This is a genomic window from Pseudomonas sp. NFACC02 (assembly GCF_900110765.1).
GTDB lineage: Bacteria > Pseudomonadota > Gammaproteobacteria > Pseudomonadales > Pseudomonadaceae > Aquipseudomonas.
This window is the reverse complement of record NZ_FOEO01000011.1, coordinates 38666-54011: the sequence shown is the minus strand read 5'-3', so window position 1 is coordinate 54011 and position 15346 is coordinate 38666. Positions and strand designations below refer to the sequence as shown.

12 protein-coding genes and 1 riboswitch are annotated in these 15346 nt (G+C 60.9%); of the genes, 1 reads left to right on the top strand and 11 read right to left on the bottom strand.

Features of this window, described 5'->3' with window-relative positions; translation table 11 throughout:
- Positions 1-77: 77 nt before the first annotated feature.
- Complete coding sequence (alaS, locus tag BMY73_RS12065) at positions 78-2702, bottom strand: alanine--tRNA ligase (RefSeq protein ID WP_092407293.1); 2625 nt, start codon at positions 2700-2702, stop codon at positions 78-80.
- Between the two features lie 144 nt (positions 2703-2846).
- The gene (gene ltaE / locus BMY73_RS12060) at positions 2847-3851 is read right to left on the bottom strand and encodes a low-specificity L-threonine aldolase (protein WP_092407291.1); all 1005 of its coding nucleotides are present in this window, start codon (positions 3849-3851) and stop codon (positions 2847-2849) included.
- A 184-nt stretch (positions 3852-4035) separates the two neighbouring features.
- Positions 4036-4181, top strand: a riboswitch (FMN riboswitch).
- 126 nt (positions 4182-4307) lie between these two features.
- On the opposite strand from ltaE, the gene BMY73_RS12055 reads away from it, so the two are divergent.
- Entirely contained in the window at positions 4308-4802 is a 495-nt protein-coding gene (locus BMY73_RS12055; protein ID WP_062389371.1) for a 6,7-dimethyl-8-ribityllumazine synthase, read from the top strand.
- Positions 4803-4951: 149 nt separating this feature from the next.
- Here the strand turns inward: BMY73_RS12055 and astE are convergent, their stop codons facing one another.
- From astE to BMY73_RS12010, 9 genes are all read right to left on the bottom strand, one after another.
- Positions 4952-5959 (bottom strand): succinylglutamate desuccinylase, encoded by a 1008-nt coding sequence (astE, locus tag BMY73_RS12050; RefSeq protein ID WP_092407289.1) that lies wholly within the window; start codon positions 5957-5959, stop codon positions 4952-4954.
- Between the two features lie 160 nt (positions 5960-6119).
- Positions 6120-6410, bottom strand: a complete 291-nt coding sequence (locus BMY73_RS12045; protein WP_062389364.1) for a hypothetical protein — start codon at positions 6408-6410, stop codon at positions 6120-6122.
- A 79-nt stretch (positions 6411-6489) separates the two neighbouring features.
- Positions 6490-7836: an N-succinylarginine dihydrolase gene (gene astB / locus BMY73_RS12040; RefSeq protein WP_092407287.1), complete on the bottom strand. Its 1347-nt coding sequence runs from the start codon at positions 7834-7836 to the stop codon at positions 6490-6492.
- Between the two features lie 181 nt (positions 7837-8017).
- Entirely contained in the window at positions 8018-9487 is a 1470-nt protein-coding gene (gene astD, locus BMY73_RS12035; protein ID WP_175500174.1) for a succinylglutamate-semialdehyde dehydrogenase, read from the bottom strand.
- Positions 9484-10509, bottom strand: coding sequence for an arginine N-succinyltransferase (gene astA, locus BMY73_RS12030; RefSeq protein ID WP_062389356.1), 1026 nt, complete (start codon positions 10507-10509; stop codon positions 9484-9486). The genes astD and astA overlap by 4 nt, the downstream gene beginning before the upstream one ends.
- Before the next feature lie 104 nt (positions 10510-10613).
- Positions 10614-11645 (bottom strand): arginine/ornithine succinyltransferase subunit alpha, encoded by a 1032-nt coding sequence (gene aruF / locus BMY73_RS12025; protein WP_092407283.1) that lies wholly within the window; start codon positions 11643-11645, stop codon positions 10614-10616.
- Positions 11646-11817: 172 nt separating this feature from the next.
- Entirely contained in the window at positions 11818-13038 is a 1221-nt protein-coding gene (locus BMY73_RS12020) for an aspartate aminotransferase family protein (RefSeq protein WP_092407281.1), read from the bottom strand.
- Positions 13039-13429: 391 nt separating this feature from the next.
- On the bottom strand, positions 13430-14419 hold the full coding sequence (locus BMY73_RS12015; protein WP_092407279.1) for a GlxA family transcriptional regulator: 990 nt from the start codon (positions 14417-14419) through the stop codon (positions 13430-13432).
- Between the two features lie 147 nt (positions 14420-14566).
- Positions 14567-15331 (bottom strand): ABC transporter ATP-binding protein, encoded by a 765-nt coding sequence (locus BMY73_RS12010; protein ID WP_092407371.1) that lies wholly within the window; start codon positions 15329-15331, stop codon positions 14567-14569.
- Between the last annotated feature and the right edge of the window lie 15 nt (positions 15332-15346).

The following is a 15346-nucleotide window of genomic DNA, read 5'->3' as shown; positions in this document are numbered from 1 at the left end:
GCGCCCGTTAAACATTCAAACCGCGAAGCGCCGAAGCCCGCTGGATAGCGGACTTCGGTGGGTCGACTTAGCTTCCCTTACATTCCCTGTTCGGCGAACGGAACCGCCAGCGCGAGCGCTGCGTCCAGGCCGGCGGCATCCACGCCACCGCCCTGCGCCATATCAGGACGACCACCGCCTTTACCGCCCACGGCAGCAGCCGCTTGCTTCATCAAATCACCGGCTTTGAGTTGGCCAGTCAGGTCTTTGGTGACACCCGCCACCAGAACGACCTTGTCCTCATGCACCCCGCCGAGCAGGATCACTGCGCGACCGAGCTTGTTCTTCAACTGGTCCACCAGCGCCAGCAACGCCTTGCCATCCTGACCGTCGAGACGGGCAGCGAGGACCTTGGCGCCTTTGACGTCCACTGCCGAGGCCGACAGATCGTCGCCCGCCGCACTGGCGGCCTTGGCCTGCAGTTGTTCCAGTTGTTTTTCCAACAGGCGATTGCGCTCCAGGACAGCCGACAGCTTGTCCAGCAGGTTGTCGCGATTGCCCTTGACGAGACTCGCAGCCTCCTTCAGTTGTTCTTCGGCCGTATTCAGATAGTCCAGCGCCACAGCGCCGGTGACCGCTTCGATACGACGAACGCCAGCAGCAACACCGCTTTCACTGACGATCTTGAACAGCGCGATGTCGCCAGTACGGTTGGCGTGAATGCCGCCGCACAGCTCGACAGAGAAATCACCGCCCATGCTCAGTACGCGAACGCTGTCACCGTACTTCTCGCCGAACAGCGCCATGGCGCCCTTCTTTTTGGCGGTTTCGATATCGGTTTCTTCGGTTTCGACCGGGGTGTTCTTACGCACCTCGGCATTGACGATGTCTTCCAGCGCCTTTATCTGCTCGGGCTTGATGGCTTCGAAGTGGCTGAAGTCAAAGCGCAGACGCTGACTGTCGACCAGCGAGCCTTTCTGCTGAACGTGATCGCCCAGCACCTGACGCAAGGCCGCGTGCAGCAAGTGAGTGGCCGAGTGGTTCAGCGACGTGGCCTGACGCACCTCGGCAGCGACCTGAGTGCTGACGGTATCGCCGATTTTCAGACTGCCGGACACTTGAATGCCATGGTGCAGGAAAGCGCCGCCGGTCTTGGTGGTGTCGCTAACGTCGAAACGCACGTCACCCGCGGTGAGATAACCGCTGTCGCCAATCTGGCCGCCGGACTCGGCGTAGAATGGGGTGCGATCAAGAATGACCACGCCGTCTTCGCCTTCGCTCAACTGCTCGACCGCCACGCCTTCTTTATACAGCGCGACGACTTTGGCCTCCCCGGCGGTGGCGCTGTAACCGGTGAATTCGGTGGCCACATCGACCTTGACCAGGCTGTTGTAGTCCATGCCGAAGGCGCTGGCGGAACGCGCGCGCTCACGCTGGGCGTCCATCTCGCGCTCGAAACCGGCCTCATCCAGGGTCAGGTTACGTTCACGGGCGATGTCGCCGGTCAGGTCCATCGGGAAGCCGTAAGTGTCATACAGCTTGAACACCACATCGCCGGGCACCACGGTGCCTTTGAGCTCAGCCAGATCCTGCTCGAGAATCTTCAGGCCCTGCTCCAGGGTCTTGGCGAACTGCTCTTCTTCGGCTTTCAGCACGCGCTCGATGTGCGCCTGCTGGGCTTTCAGCTCAGGGAAGGCTTCGCCCATCTCGGCCACCAGCGCAGCGACGATCTGATAGAAGAAGCTACCCTTGGCGCCCAGCTTGTTGCCGTGGCGGCACGCGCGACGAATGATGCGACGCAACACGTAGCCGCGGCCTTCGTTGGATGGCAACACGCCGTCGGCGATCAGGAAACCGCAGGAACGAATGTGGTCGGCCACGACTTTCAGCGAAGCCTGATTGTCGCTGCTGCAACCGATCGCTTTGGCAGAGGCGGCCAGCAGGCTCTGGAACAGGTCGATCTCGTAGTTCGAGTTCACGTGCTGCAGGACGGCGCTGACACGCTCCAGGCCCATGCCGGTGTCGACCGACGGTGCTGGCAGCGGGTGCAGCACGCCGTCGGCGGTGCGGTTGAACTGCATGAAAACGTTGTTCCAGATCTCGATGTAACGGTCGCCGTCTTCTTCAGGCGAGCCCGGTGGGCCACCCCAGATGTCAGGGCCGTGGTCGTAGAAAATCTCGGTGCAAGGACCACAAGGGCCGGTGTCGCCCATGGTCCAGAAGTTGTCGGACGCGTAAGGCGCACCCTTGTTGTCGCCAATGCGGACCATGCGCTCGGCCGGCACGCCGATTTCCTTGGTCCAGATGTCATAGGCTTCGTCGTCCGAGGCGTACACCGTGACCCAGAGTTTTTCCTTGGGCAGGTTCAGCCATTTGTCGGACGTCAGGAAGGTCCACGCGTAGGTGATCGCATCGCGCTTGAAGTAATCGCCGAAGCTGAAGTTACCCAGCATCTCGAAGAAGGTGTGGTGACGAGCGGTGTAACCGACGTTTTCCAGGTCGTTGTGCTTGCCACCGGCGCGCACGCACTTCTGGCTGCTGACGGCACGGGTATAGGCCCGTTTTTCCTGGCCCAGGAAGCAGTCCTTGAACTGGTTCATGCCTGCGTTGGTAAACAGCAGGGTCGGGTCATTGCCCGGAATCAAGGAGCTGGAGGCTACACGGGTGTGACCTTGCTCTTCGAAGAAGCGAAGGAAGGCTTCACGGATTTCTGCGCTTTTCATAGGTTCTTCCACGGGAACTGCGGCCAGAGGCAAGTGCATAACGTCATTCGACGTAGCGACGGCAAAGGGCCGCATTATATAGGCGTTGCTTCCACGGTACAGTGACTTTGTACGATAGAAGCGGCCAATTGGATTATCGGTCGATTATCGGCTTGCGAATTCGGCAAATGCCGCGACCACCTGCTCCATTTGCGCGGCGGACACGTCAAGGTGCGTGACCATGCGCAAACGGGACGCCGCGCTGAGGACGATGCCTCGCTCGGCGCAAAAAGCCTTGAGCGCCTCGGCGCGATCACCGATCTGCACATAGACCATGTTGGTCTGCACCGGCTCTACATCGAAGCCCAGTTCCGCCAGCCCCTTGGCGAGAAGCGCTGCGTTGGCGTGGTCGTCGGCCAGGCGCTCGACCTGATGCTCCAGCGCATACAACCCCGCCGCCGCCAGCAAGCCGGCCTGACGCATGCCGCCGCCGACCATTTTGCGCAGGCGACGCGCCCTGGCAATCAGTTCCTTGGAGCCGCACAGCACAGAGCCGATCGGCGCGCCCAGTCCCTTGGACAGACAGACCGACACCGAGTCGAAATGCTGAGTGATTTCACGCGCATCGACGCCCAGTTTGACCGCAGCGTTGTACAACCGGGCACCGTCCAGATGCAGACCCAAGCCTTTCTCGCGGGTCAATTTGCGCGCGGCAGCGAGGTACTGCAGCGACAGAACCTTGCCCTGCATGGTGTTTTCCAGTGCCAGCAGGCGTGTGCGCGCGAAATGGAAATCGTCCGCCTTGATCGCCGCAACCACTTGATCCAGATCCAGAGAGCCGTCGGCCTGGTTGTCCAGCGGCTGTGGCTGGATAGAGCCCAGGACCGCTGCACCGCCGCCCTCATATTTGTAGGTGTGCGCTTGCTGGCCGACGATGTATTCGTCGCCACGCTCGCAATGCGCCATCAGGCCAAGCAGATTGCTCATGGTGCCGCTCGGTACGAACAACGCTGCGGCAAAACCCAGGCGCTCCGCCAGCCACGACTCCAGCCTGTTGACCGTCGGGTCTTCGCCGTACACATCGTCGCCCAATGGCGCCCGCGCCATGGCGTCGCGCATGCCCGCGGTGGGTTGGGTCACTGTGTCGCTGCGCAGATCGATAACCGTCACGATGAAGCTCCCTGAGAAATGGTTCAGGCCTCAGTTCTGAGGCCGCGAGAACCGATAATCAAGGCTTCGATCCCCGATGCCAAGTCATGCTTATAAGAAAAGATGATGAAAACCATCAAAACGGCTCCAAGCACATTCTGAAAATCTGTGTTACAAACTGCACGCCAGCGGCAAATGCTGTTGGCAACGTTCTCAGGGCGGGGTGCGATTCCCCACCGGCGGTAATGACGCGCAATGCGTCTAGCCCGCGAGCGCTCGCGAAGGCGAGGTCAGCAGACCTGGTGTGATTCCAGGGCCGACGGTCATAGTCCGGATGAAGAGAGAACGGGATTGGCACCACAGGATCGTCCCGCAGCATCGTCACGTGCGTTTATCGCCGGACGGCTGCCGACCGTACCCTGGCATCCCATTCGATCCAACACGCCCTGTTTTTTAATTAAACAGGAGTCAGAACAGATGCAACCCACCGCAATTCACGCTCACGATCGCATCGCTTTCATTCAAGCTTGCTGGCACAAAGATATCGTCGATCAGGCGCGCAAAGGCTTCGTTGCCGAGATGGCAAACCACGGTTACGCCGAAAGTGATATCGACTTCTTCGAAGTGGGCGGCGCCTTTGAAATTCCTCTGCACGCCAAGCTGCTGGCCAAAACCGGCCGTTATGGCGGCGTCGTGGCGGCTGGTCTGGTCGTGGACGGCGGCATCTACCGTCACGAGTTCGTCGCGCAGTCGGTGATCAGTGCGTTGATGCAGGTTCAGCTGGAAACCGAAGTGCCGGTGTTCTCGGTGGTCCTGACCCCGCACCATTTCCACGCGGGTGAAGAGCATCAGAAATTCTTCTTCGACCACTTCGTTCACAAGGGCCAGGAAGCGGCCAAAACCTGTGCTGACACCCTGACCAAGTTGCGCGCGGTGCGTCGTAGCAGCGAATCGCAGAAAGCCGTGGGTTGATGGATGGCGGCGTTCTTCGGGACGCCGACATGGCTATGTAGGGGCGCTTGCCCGCGAATGCGGTGGGTCAGTCACCGATATTGGGCTGACCCACCGCATGCGCAGGCAAGCGCGCTCCGACAATGAACCGCGACAATCCGAGACATAACTCACACCAATCCATCCCCGGTCGTCGGCACGATCAGAATCCCCGCCCGCAGCCCGTTCTTGACCTTCGGGTTGGGAAAGATGATGCGCGCACCCTCTTCTTCCACGATCCAGCGTGAATCGGCCAGGTCCTCGGCCAGCACGAAGCCTTTCTCAAGCTGGGTGAAGTTCTCGACATCCGACGCGAGGTTCAGACGGAATGCGTCGCTGTGCTTGATGATTTCCCGCGCAACGCTGAACAATTTGAGGCCGTCGATCTGGTCGCCGACCAGAGGTTCGGTGCCCCGAATCAAGTGTTCGAGGGTGGCCTTGAGCGGCCCGAGGTCGACGCCCTGGTTCTGCCCGAAAGGCCGCGCCTTGCCCAGTTCCAGGGTGAAAGCCTCGGCATCGAGTTTGTCGTAGGTGTAAGCGCTGAATACGATGGACGACGTGTTCTGCAGCAGCACCGCTTCAATGCCCGCCTTGTGCAAACGCACCAGCTCACGGCGTGAATGCTGACGCCCTGCTTTCCAGGGATACAGGGCAAACTGCTCGATCTTCGAGCCGCGAATGGCCGTGTGCAGGTCGTAATGCAAGCGGTAGCGACCCGGCAGGCTGAAGAAACTGGCGGCCAGGCGCTCGAGTTCACAGGCGCGCAAGGCTTCGCTGCCGCCGCTTTGCTCGTGGCGGCCATTGAACAGCCGGTTGATATCATGTTCGACGTATCGCTCGCCGCGACGCATCGCTTCGGGGTTACCGAACAGGAAAAGAATGCGCGCGCGAGGCTTGAGTTCGCCTCGCGCGATGGCATGGATCAACGCGTCGAGCAGTTCAATGGGTGCCGTTTCGTTGCCATGGATACCAGCGGACAACAGCAGGTCCGTGCCATTGTCCCGCGCTTCGGGTGGCCGGACTTCCAGCGCACCTTCGGCCAGCCAGCGCATGCGAACGCCTTCGACGGTCAGCTGAGTCTTTTCCGCGGGTTCACGACCCGCCAGGGTCAATTCAAGCAGTTTGCCGAGGGCAAGCATGGGTCGATTTCCTAAAAAGGTCGGGACTAAAAATCGGCGAACGAAGGTCAGGCAAGGCAAAAACAGGCGAGGAAGCGGAGTTTAGGGCACCTAAATGAGCATTCCGAGCCTGTTTTTAACGCAGCCTGGGCGAGTGCAGCCATTTTTAGCCCGAGCTTGCTTAGTGGTTGCAGTCTGGACCATGCACATGGCCGTCTTCGTCGTCGCCACCCATGTCAGCCGGTTCCATTTCCAGTTGCAGGCTGACCAGATTGGTGGCCAACGGACGCAGCAACAGGTTGGCGTACTCGGCATCGTCTTCTTCGACGTCGACACCGATCAGCAGTTGGCCGCGGCCATCCTGCTGAATCCAGACCTCTTTGCCCTGCCAGATAACGGCAAAACGGGTGCAGGACGTTTCCAGCTGAGTGCCGTCGGTGTCTTCAAGGATCAAACGCAGGGCGTCGGTCATGTCAAAAAATCTCTCTGTAAAAGCAAAAAACATCGTCAGCCCAAGGCCGCAAGACACCGGGCGCGATGTGTGAGGTGCATCAATTGATCTGGAAAGGATAGACCGCGCCCAGCTTCAAGTGCTGGGTCAGCTCATCCAGTGCCGTACGGCATTCGGTCAACAGGTGGGGATCGGCCAGATCGTTTTCCGTCATGCGGTCGCGATAGTGCTTGTCCACCCACTGCGTCAGGGTGTCATACAACGGCGCCGTCATGATAACGCCTGGATTGACCGCTGCCAGTTCGGTTTCATTCAACGCAACGCGCAAGCGCAGGCAGGCGGGACCGCCGCCGTTCTGCATGCTTTGTTTGAGGTCGAATACTTTGACCTGGCGAATCGGGCTTTCGTCGGCGATCAGGCGTTGCAGATAATGCCAGACACGCTCGTTGCTGCGGCACTCTTCCGGGACGATCAGCAGCATCGAACCGTCGGCACACGACAACAACTGACTGTTGAACAGGTAGGAGCGCACGGCGTCTTCCACGCCGACTTCGGTGCGCGGCACGCAAACGGCCTGGAAACGACCGCCGCGACGCCCCAGTTTGTCATGCAGTTCGCTGAGCACCTGTTCGGTGTTGAGGAAGGCATCCTCGTGATAGAACAGGACCTCGCCATTACCGACCGCGATGACGTCGTTGTGGAACACGCCCTGATCGATCACTGCGGGGTTCTGCTGCGCGTAGACCACGCCGTCGTCGCTCAGCCCGTGCAGGCGCGCAACCGCCTGCGAGGCTTCAAGGGTCTGGCGCGCCGGGTATTTCTGCGGCGTCGGGAAGCGGGTGTCGAACGCCGCGCGCCCGAACACGAAGAACTCGACGCCCGCCTCGCCGTAGCTACGGCAGAAACGTGTGTGGTTGGCCGCGCCCTCGTCACCGAACTGGGCGACGGCAGGCAGGGCCGCATGATGCGCAAAGTGCTGTTGATCGGCGAACATCGCACCCAGCACACGGCTGGTGGTCGGATGTTCGATGCTGCGGTGGTACTTGCAGTTGAGGTTGGCGGCGGTGAAATGCACACGACCGTCGGCCGTGTCGGCACTCGGGCTGACCGTGGCGGCATTGGCGACCCACATGCTCGACGCCGAACAACTGGCCACCAGCAGCGGCATGGATTCTTTGGCCGCACGCTCGATGACCTGCGCGTCGGTGCCGCTGAAGCCCAGTTTGCGCAAACCGGCGACGTCCGGGCGCTCCTGTGGCGCCAACACACCCTGGGTGAACCCCATGTCCATCAGCGCTTTCATTTTCGACAGGCCCTGCAACGCCGCCTCGCGCGGGTTGGACGACTGCTGGCAGTTGCTCTGGGACGCGACGTTGCCGTAGGACAGCCCACCGTAGTTATGGGTCGGCCCCACTAGACCGTCAAAGTTGACTTCACAGGATTTCATCGGTGAGGCTCCGTGGATCTGTTTTTATGTGCACATTCTTTATCTGGCCCTGCCACCTCGTGTGGGAGCCGGCTTGCTGGCGAAAGCGGTATGTCAGGTACATCAAGGGTGACTGACCTACCGTGTTCGCCAGCAAGCCGGCTCCTACAGCGTGTGTGGTGCCAAGCCGATTCCAGCCTGTTCAGGACAGGGTAATCCCCGGCGTCAGGCTCGCCGGCAGCGCCAATGTCCCGCTTTCCAGCGACGCCACCGGATACGCGCAATAGTCAGCAGCGTAATAGGCACTGGCGCGATGGTTACCCGACGCACCGATCCCACCGAACGGCGCCGTACTCGCGGCCCCCGTCAATTGCTTGTTCCAGTTGACGATGCCGGCCCGGCTTTGCAGCCAGAATTGCTGATAGCGCTCCTGCGAATCCGACAGCAAACCCGCCGCCAGACCGTACTGCGTGGCATTGGCCTCTGCGATAGCCCCGTCGAAATCAGCGTAGCGAATCACTTGCAGCAACGGGCCGAACAGCTCTTCGTCAGGACGATCGCTCACGTCACTGACGTCCAGAATGCCCGGCGTCAGCAACGCCGATTGCGCCGCTGGCTGGGTCATCTCCAGCAATGCCACGGCGCCATTGGCCAGCAGGTGCTCCTGGGCATCGAGCAACGCCTGAGCGGCGCGCAGCGAAATCACCGACCCCATGAACGGCGCGGGTTGCTGATCGAAGGCGCCGACCTGAATCGTCTTGGTGACATCGACCAGACGCGCCATGAACGTATCGCCCCATGGGCCTTCCGGCACCAGCAGACGACGCGCGCACGTGCAGCGCTGACCGGCCGAAATGAACGCCGACTGGATCACCGTGTACACCGCGGCGTCCACGTCAGCGACCTGATCGACGACGAGCGGATTATTGCCGCCCATTTCCAGCGCAAGAATCTTGTCCGGGCGACCGGAAAATTGCTGATGCAACGAATTGCCCGTGCGGCTGGACCCGGTGAAGAACAGACCATCGATGCCTGAGTGGGCCGCCAGGGCGATGCCGGTTTCCCGCGCGCCCTGAACGAGGTTCAACACACCGGCTGGCAGTCCGGCGTCGATCCAGCACTGCACGGTCAGCTCGGCGACTTTCGGCGTCAGCTCACTGGGTTTGAACACCACCGCGTTGCCCGCCAACAGCGCCGGCACGATATGACCGTTGGGCAAATGCCCCGGAAAGTTGTAAGGCCCGAACACCGCAACCACGCCATGCGGTTTGTGGCGCAAGACGGCGGTGGCGTCGCCCAGCGGGCCGCTCTTCTCGCCAGTCCGCTCGCGGTAGCTCTGAATCGAGATCGCCACCTTGTTGACCATGCTGGTGACTTCCGTGGCGGATTCCCACAGCGGCTTGCCGGTTTCCTCGCCGATGCATCGGGCGATTTCGTCGGTGCGGCCTTTCAGGTTGACGGCGAAACGTTCAAGCACGGCGATACGCTCGTCCAGTGTCAGCGACGCCCACGCCGGAAAGGCCTGACGCGCAGCGTTGACCGCCGAATCGACTTGCTGGGGGGTTGCGGTCTGACCGGACCAGATCACCTGCTGGGTCACCGGGTTCAGCGATTCGAACGCCTCGCCCTGCCCGGCTTGCCAGGCGCCGGCGATATACAACGTGTTCATCAAATGCCCTCCCGAGCCGGAGACAGAGGCACCGCGCGCACCTGATCGCCTGCATTGAGACGAAGGCGCTTGGCGGTTTTCGGATCGACCACCAGCGTGCCGGCGGCAAATCGAGCCGGAGCCGCCGTCACGCGGCAATCCTCGCGCTTGCGGTTGTGGATCAGAAACGGCGTGGCGTCGTCACCCGGCGTGCCGACCGCCAGCACCAGTGCCTGACTGTCACGCACCGCGCGGATCTTGCCGGTTTCGCACTCAATGGCAGGCCCCGCGTCGAAGATGTCGACATACCCCTGATAGCTGAAGCCTTCGGCCTTGAGCATGGTCAGCGCCGGTTCGGTGCTGGTGTGTACACGACCGATGACGTTGCGCGCGGCCTCCGACAGGAAGCAGCTGTACAACGGGAATTTCGGCATCAGCTCGGCAATGAATGCGCGATTGCCGACGCCGGTCAGGTAGTCCGCCTGGCTGAATTCCATCTTGAAGAAGTGGCGGCCCAGGCTTTCCCAGAACGGCGAGCGCCCTTCCTCATCGGACATGCCACGCATCTCGGCAATGATTTTCGCCCCGAACAGCTCCGGGAATTCGGCGATGAACAGCATCCGCGCCTTGGACAGCAAGCGGCCGTTGAGACCGTTCCGGTAGTCGGCGTGCAGGAACAGCGAGCACAGTTCCGAGTTGCCGGTCAGGTCGTTGGCCAGGAACAGCGTCGGGATTTCGCGGTAGATGTTCAATTCCTGAGACGCGCTGACCGTCAGGCCCACGCGGTAGTTGTACCAGGGTTCACGCAGACCGACCGCACCCGCGATGGCGGAAATGCCCACCACACGACCGTCGTCGTCTTCGAGGACGAACAGGTAGTCGGTGTCACCGCGCTCGGCCTCGCCGCGAAAGGTTTTTTCGGCCCAGCCGACCCGGTGCGCCAGACGCTCTTCATTGGCGGGCAGCGTGGTCAGGCCTGCACCTGTGCTGCGCGCCAGCTCGATCAGCGCCGGAAGGTCACTGCTGCGTACGGGACGAACGATCATGCTTTCTCCTCAACCCGGTTCTCTGCTTTGAAGAACCGGCGAACTCAAACCCGCAATAGGGCGTCAGGGTGTGACTCACGCACTGACAGCCGACGACTCAACGGTCAAACCGCGACGATGCGCACGCTCGCGCCTTCTCCGACACCCAGTGCCTCGGCAGCCGTCAGACTCAGGCTCACCGGTTTACCTGGCACCCAATCAAGCTCCAGCATGACCGCGCGGTAGTCCTGCAACTGACTGTTGGCAACCAGATAGGGACGTCCGCCCTTGACCGCGTCGCCGCTGCTGACCGGGTCAACCCTGACCGGTACGACACGGCTCTGGGCAATCGAACGAATGCCGGAAACACGAGCATGCAGGGTCGGACCGCCGTCGAAGATATCGATGTAATGATCGGTCTCGAAGCCTTCACGCATCAGGATGTCGAAGGTGATCTGCGCACGCGGATGCACCTGCCCCATGGCTTCCTGAGCCTCATCGGGCAGCAGCGGCACGTAGATCGGGTAATGCGGCATCAGTTCGGCCAGGAATGTCCGGCTCTTCAGGCCACACAAACGCTCAGCTTCGGCGTAATTCAGGTCGAAGAAGTTGCGTCCGATGGCATCCCAGAACGGCGAGTCGCCGTTCTCATCGCTGTAACCGACGATCTCGGTCACCACCGAGTCGGCGAAACGCTCGGGGTGAGCCGCGACGAACAGCAGGCGCGCGCGGGAGTTGAGCTCCGACCACAGGGTCCCGACCAGCTCCGGCAACACGTAGAAGCTGGTCAGCAGGCTATTGCCGGTCAGGTCATGGCACTGCGAGAGCACGTGGATCTTGTTGTGAATCTTCAGCTCGCGGGAGGCGTGAACGAAGGTCTCGTTGCGAAAACTGTAGAACGGCTCGGAATACCCCGCCGAGGCGACAATCCCGGAACAACCCACCAGACGCCCGCTGTCGGTGTCTTCCAGCACGAAGAAATAGGTTTCCTCGCCGTTGAAACTGACCTCGGCGGCAAACGACGCTTCGGAGGCGGCGATCTTGTCACTCAAACGTCCAGCATCATCCGGAAGGGACGTGACACCAATCGGGCTGTCCGCAGCGAGACGTTGGACCTCGCTCAGATCAGCCATTTGCGCGGGGCGCATCACCAGCATGGTGTCACTCCTTGAAAAAAATCGGGCCGATTGAACGGCAAAAGAAAAAAAGAGGATCACGACAGAGATCCCTGTAGGAGCGCGCTTGCCCGTGATCGCAGTGTGTCATTCAACACATGCGTAACAGGCAGATTGAATCGCGGGCAAGCGCGCGCCTACAGGATTGCGTCTGTCAGGCTCCGGTCAACTTGGCTACGGCACGCTCAAAGCGGTCCAGGCCTTCGGTGATGTCCGCATCGTCAATCACCAGGCTCGGTGCAAAACGCACGACATCAGGGCCAGCCTGCAGAATCATCACGCCTTCCTGTTCGGCGGCGTTGAAAAAATCCTTGGCCTTGCCTTTCCAGGCCTCGGTCAATACACAACCGATCAACAGGCCCATGCCGCGCACTTCGCTGAACACGCCGTATTGCTGGCCGATTTTTTCCAGGCGCGCCTTGAACAGCGCGTGCTTGGCGTTAACGCCCGCCAATACTTCTGGCGTGTTGACGATGTCGATCACCGCTTCGCCCACCGAGCACGCCAGCGGGTTGCCGCCGTACGTGGTGCCGTGAACGCCGACGGCCAGGTGTGTGGCGAGTTTTTCGGTGGTCAGCATGGCCGCCATCGGGAAACCGCCGCCAATGCTCTTGGCGCTGGAAAGAATGTCCGGGATGACACCGTAGTGCATGTACGCAAACAGGTGACCGCTGCGACCCATGCCACTCTGCACTTCGTCGAAGATCAGCAGCGCGTTGTGCTCGTCACACAGCTTGCGCGCGCCTTGCAGGTATTCAAGCTCGGCGGGCAGTACGCCGCCCTCGCCCTGAATCGGTTCCAGCACCACGGCGCACGTCTTGTCGCTGACGGCAGCTTTCAGTGCGTCGAGATCGTTGTAGGGAACGTGGGTGATGCCGGTGATCTTCGGGCCGAAACCGTCGGAGTACTTCGGCTGACCGCCCACGCTGACGGTAAACAGGGTGCGACCGTGGAAGCTGTTCAGCGCGGCAATGATTTCGTACTTCTCGGTGCCATAAAGATCGTGAGCCACGCGACGGGCCAGCTTGAAGGCCGCTTCGTTGGCTTCGGCACCGGAGTTACAGAAGAACACGCGCTCGGCGAACGTGGCGTCGACCAGCTTTTTGGCCAGACGCAGCGCCGGTTCGTTGGTGAATACGTTGGAGACGTGCCACAGCCTGTTGGCTTGTTCGGTCAGTGCACCAACCAGCGCCGGGTGGGCGTGACCCAGCACGTTGACCGCGATGCCGCCGGAGAAATCGACCAGTTCACGACCCGATTGATCCCAGACGCGGGAACCCTGGCCACGCACCGGAATGAACGCTGCAGGGGCGTAGTTGGGGACCATCACCTGGTCAAAATCGGCACGTTGCACCGGAACTTGCTCAACGGACATCGGAGTCTCCTGAAGAGGAACGCCTGCCTGGGACTGGCGAGCGATGGAAAGATTGTAAGGATTGAGTCCGGTCAGGCCTTGCCGCCAAGCGACAACTTCTTATAGCGCCAAACCGGCTTTTCCCGCGCCGTTCGGCAATGCGACAAATAGCGTCGGAAAGGCGCAGTTTAAACGTTAGCGGCGGGCAGTAGCAGCGTTGTGTGGATTTGAATTGCTGAACCACAAACACAGGAATGACTAACACCTCTTCGGGAGCCATTAGTCATTGCAGGTGCTCACTTGATCCGGGCCGCTTCGGGACAATGGCGGTGTGTCAGTCGATGGTCTTTCATAGACAGATTGCAATCGCGGGCAAGCGCGCTCCTACACGAGTCACCTGCAGTCAGAGGCCCTAACCGCGCTCGGCCGGCACCGAGGACAATTCGAAGGGGCTGCTGCTGCGGCGCTGGTTGCGGTCTTCACGGGGCGTGGCGCCGAAGAAGTTGCGGTAGGCGCTGGAGAAGTGCGGGCCGGAGGAGAAACCGCAGGAAAGGCCGATCTGGATGATCGATTTGCTGGTCTGCATCAGCATCTGCCGGGCCTTGTTCAGGCGCAGTTCGAGGTAATACTGACTGGGAACACGATTGAGGTATTGCTTGAAAATTCGCTCCAGTTGTCGTCGCGATACGCAGACGTGCTGGGCGATTTCATCGGTGGTCAGCGGCTCTTCAATGTTGGCTTCCATCAACAGCACGGCCTGGGTCAGCTTCGGATGACTGGAGCCCAGACGGTTCTGCAAAGGAATGCGCTGACGCTCGCCCCCTTCACGAATGCGTTCAACCACCAGTTCCTCAGAAACCGCACCGGCCAGTTCCGCGCCGTGATCTCGCGCCAGCACCGCCAGCAGCAGGTCCAGCACCGACATCCCGCCGCACGCGGTCAGGCGATCACGGTCCCAGTCGAACAGATGACTGGTGGCGATGACCTTGGGAAAACGCTCCGCGAAATCATCCTGCCAGCGCCAATGCACCGCAGCCCGGTAACCGTCCAGCAAGCCCAGTTGCGCCAGTGGATACACACCGGCCGACAGACCTCCGATCACACAGCCCGCCCGCACCAGTTGCTTGAGTGCTCCGGCCAGCGCCGACGCCATGGGCGCTGGCGGTTCATCGGCGAGCAGAAACACCTTCTGACACCCTTCCAGACGACCGCTCCACGGCTCACCCGGCAATTGCCAGCTGGCACCGTCAACCGCGGTGACCGGCTCGGCCTGCATGAACGCCAGTTCGTAGACCACGTCGGGATGAACGCGCTGAGCAACACGCAGGGCTTCCTCCGCCAGTGCCAGCGTCAGGGCTTTGGTACCGGGCCAGATAAGAAAACCAATTCGATGGGCAGTCATGGCGTGCAATCCGAAACGTGTCGCTGTTATGGGCCGCACGGCAAGCATGCGGTAAATCTGTTGCGCTCAGTTCAGGGCAGCGGTTTGGGTGACGCGCAGCATGAACTGTTCTGACACAAAACGCACCGTTGCAGACGGTGCCGATCCCTACTTCAAACTGCCGGAGAGGAACTGCTGCAACCGCTCCGACTTCGGATTGACCAACACCTCACGGGGATCGCCACGTTCTTCGACCAGCCCCTTGTGCAGGAAGATCAACTGGTTTGACACCTCGCGGGCAAAACCCATTTCGTGGGTCACCACCACCATGGTGCGGCCCTCCTGTGCCAGGGTCTGCATGACTTTCAGCACATCGCCGACCAGCTCCGGGTCCAGCGCCGAGGTCGGCTCGTCGAACAGCATGACTTCCGGTTCCATCGCCAGCGCGCGGGCAATGGCCACCCGCTGCTGCTCGCCACCGGACATGTGCCCCGGATAGGCGTCCTTGCGATGGGCGACGCCCACTTTGTTCAAGTAATGCTCGGCTTTTTCCAGCGCTTCCTTCTTCGAAACACCCAGTACGTGAACGGGCGCCTCGATGATGTTTTCCATCGCCGTCATATGCGACCACAGATTGAAGTGTTGAAACACCATCGACAGCCGCGAACGCATGCGTTGCAACTGCTTCGGGTCGGCGGCTTTCAGTCCGCCGTCTTTGTTGGCGACCAGTTTCAACTCTTCGTTGTTCAGCAGAATACGGCCGGACTTGGGCTGCTCCAGCAAATTGATGCAACGTAAAAAAGTACTCTTGCCCGAGCCACTGGAGCCAATGATGCTGATCACATCGCCTGCCTTGGCGGTGAGCGAAACACCCTTGAGCACTTCGTGACTGCCGTAGCACTTGTGCAGGTCCTGGACTTCCAGTTTGTTCATGATGTCGGTTCTCAC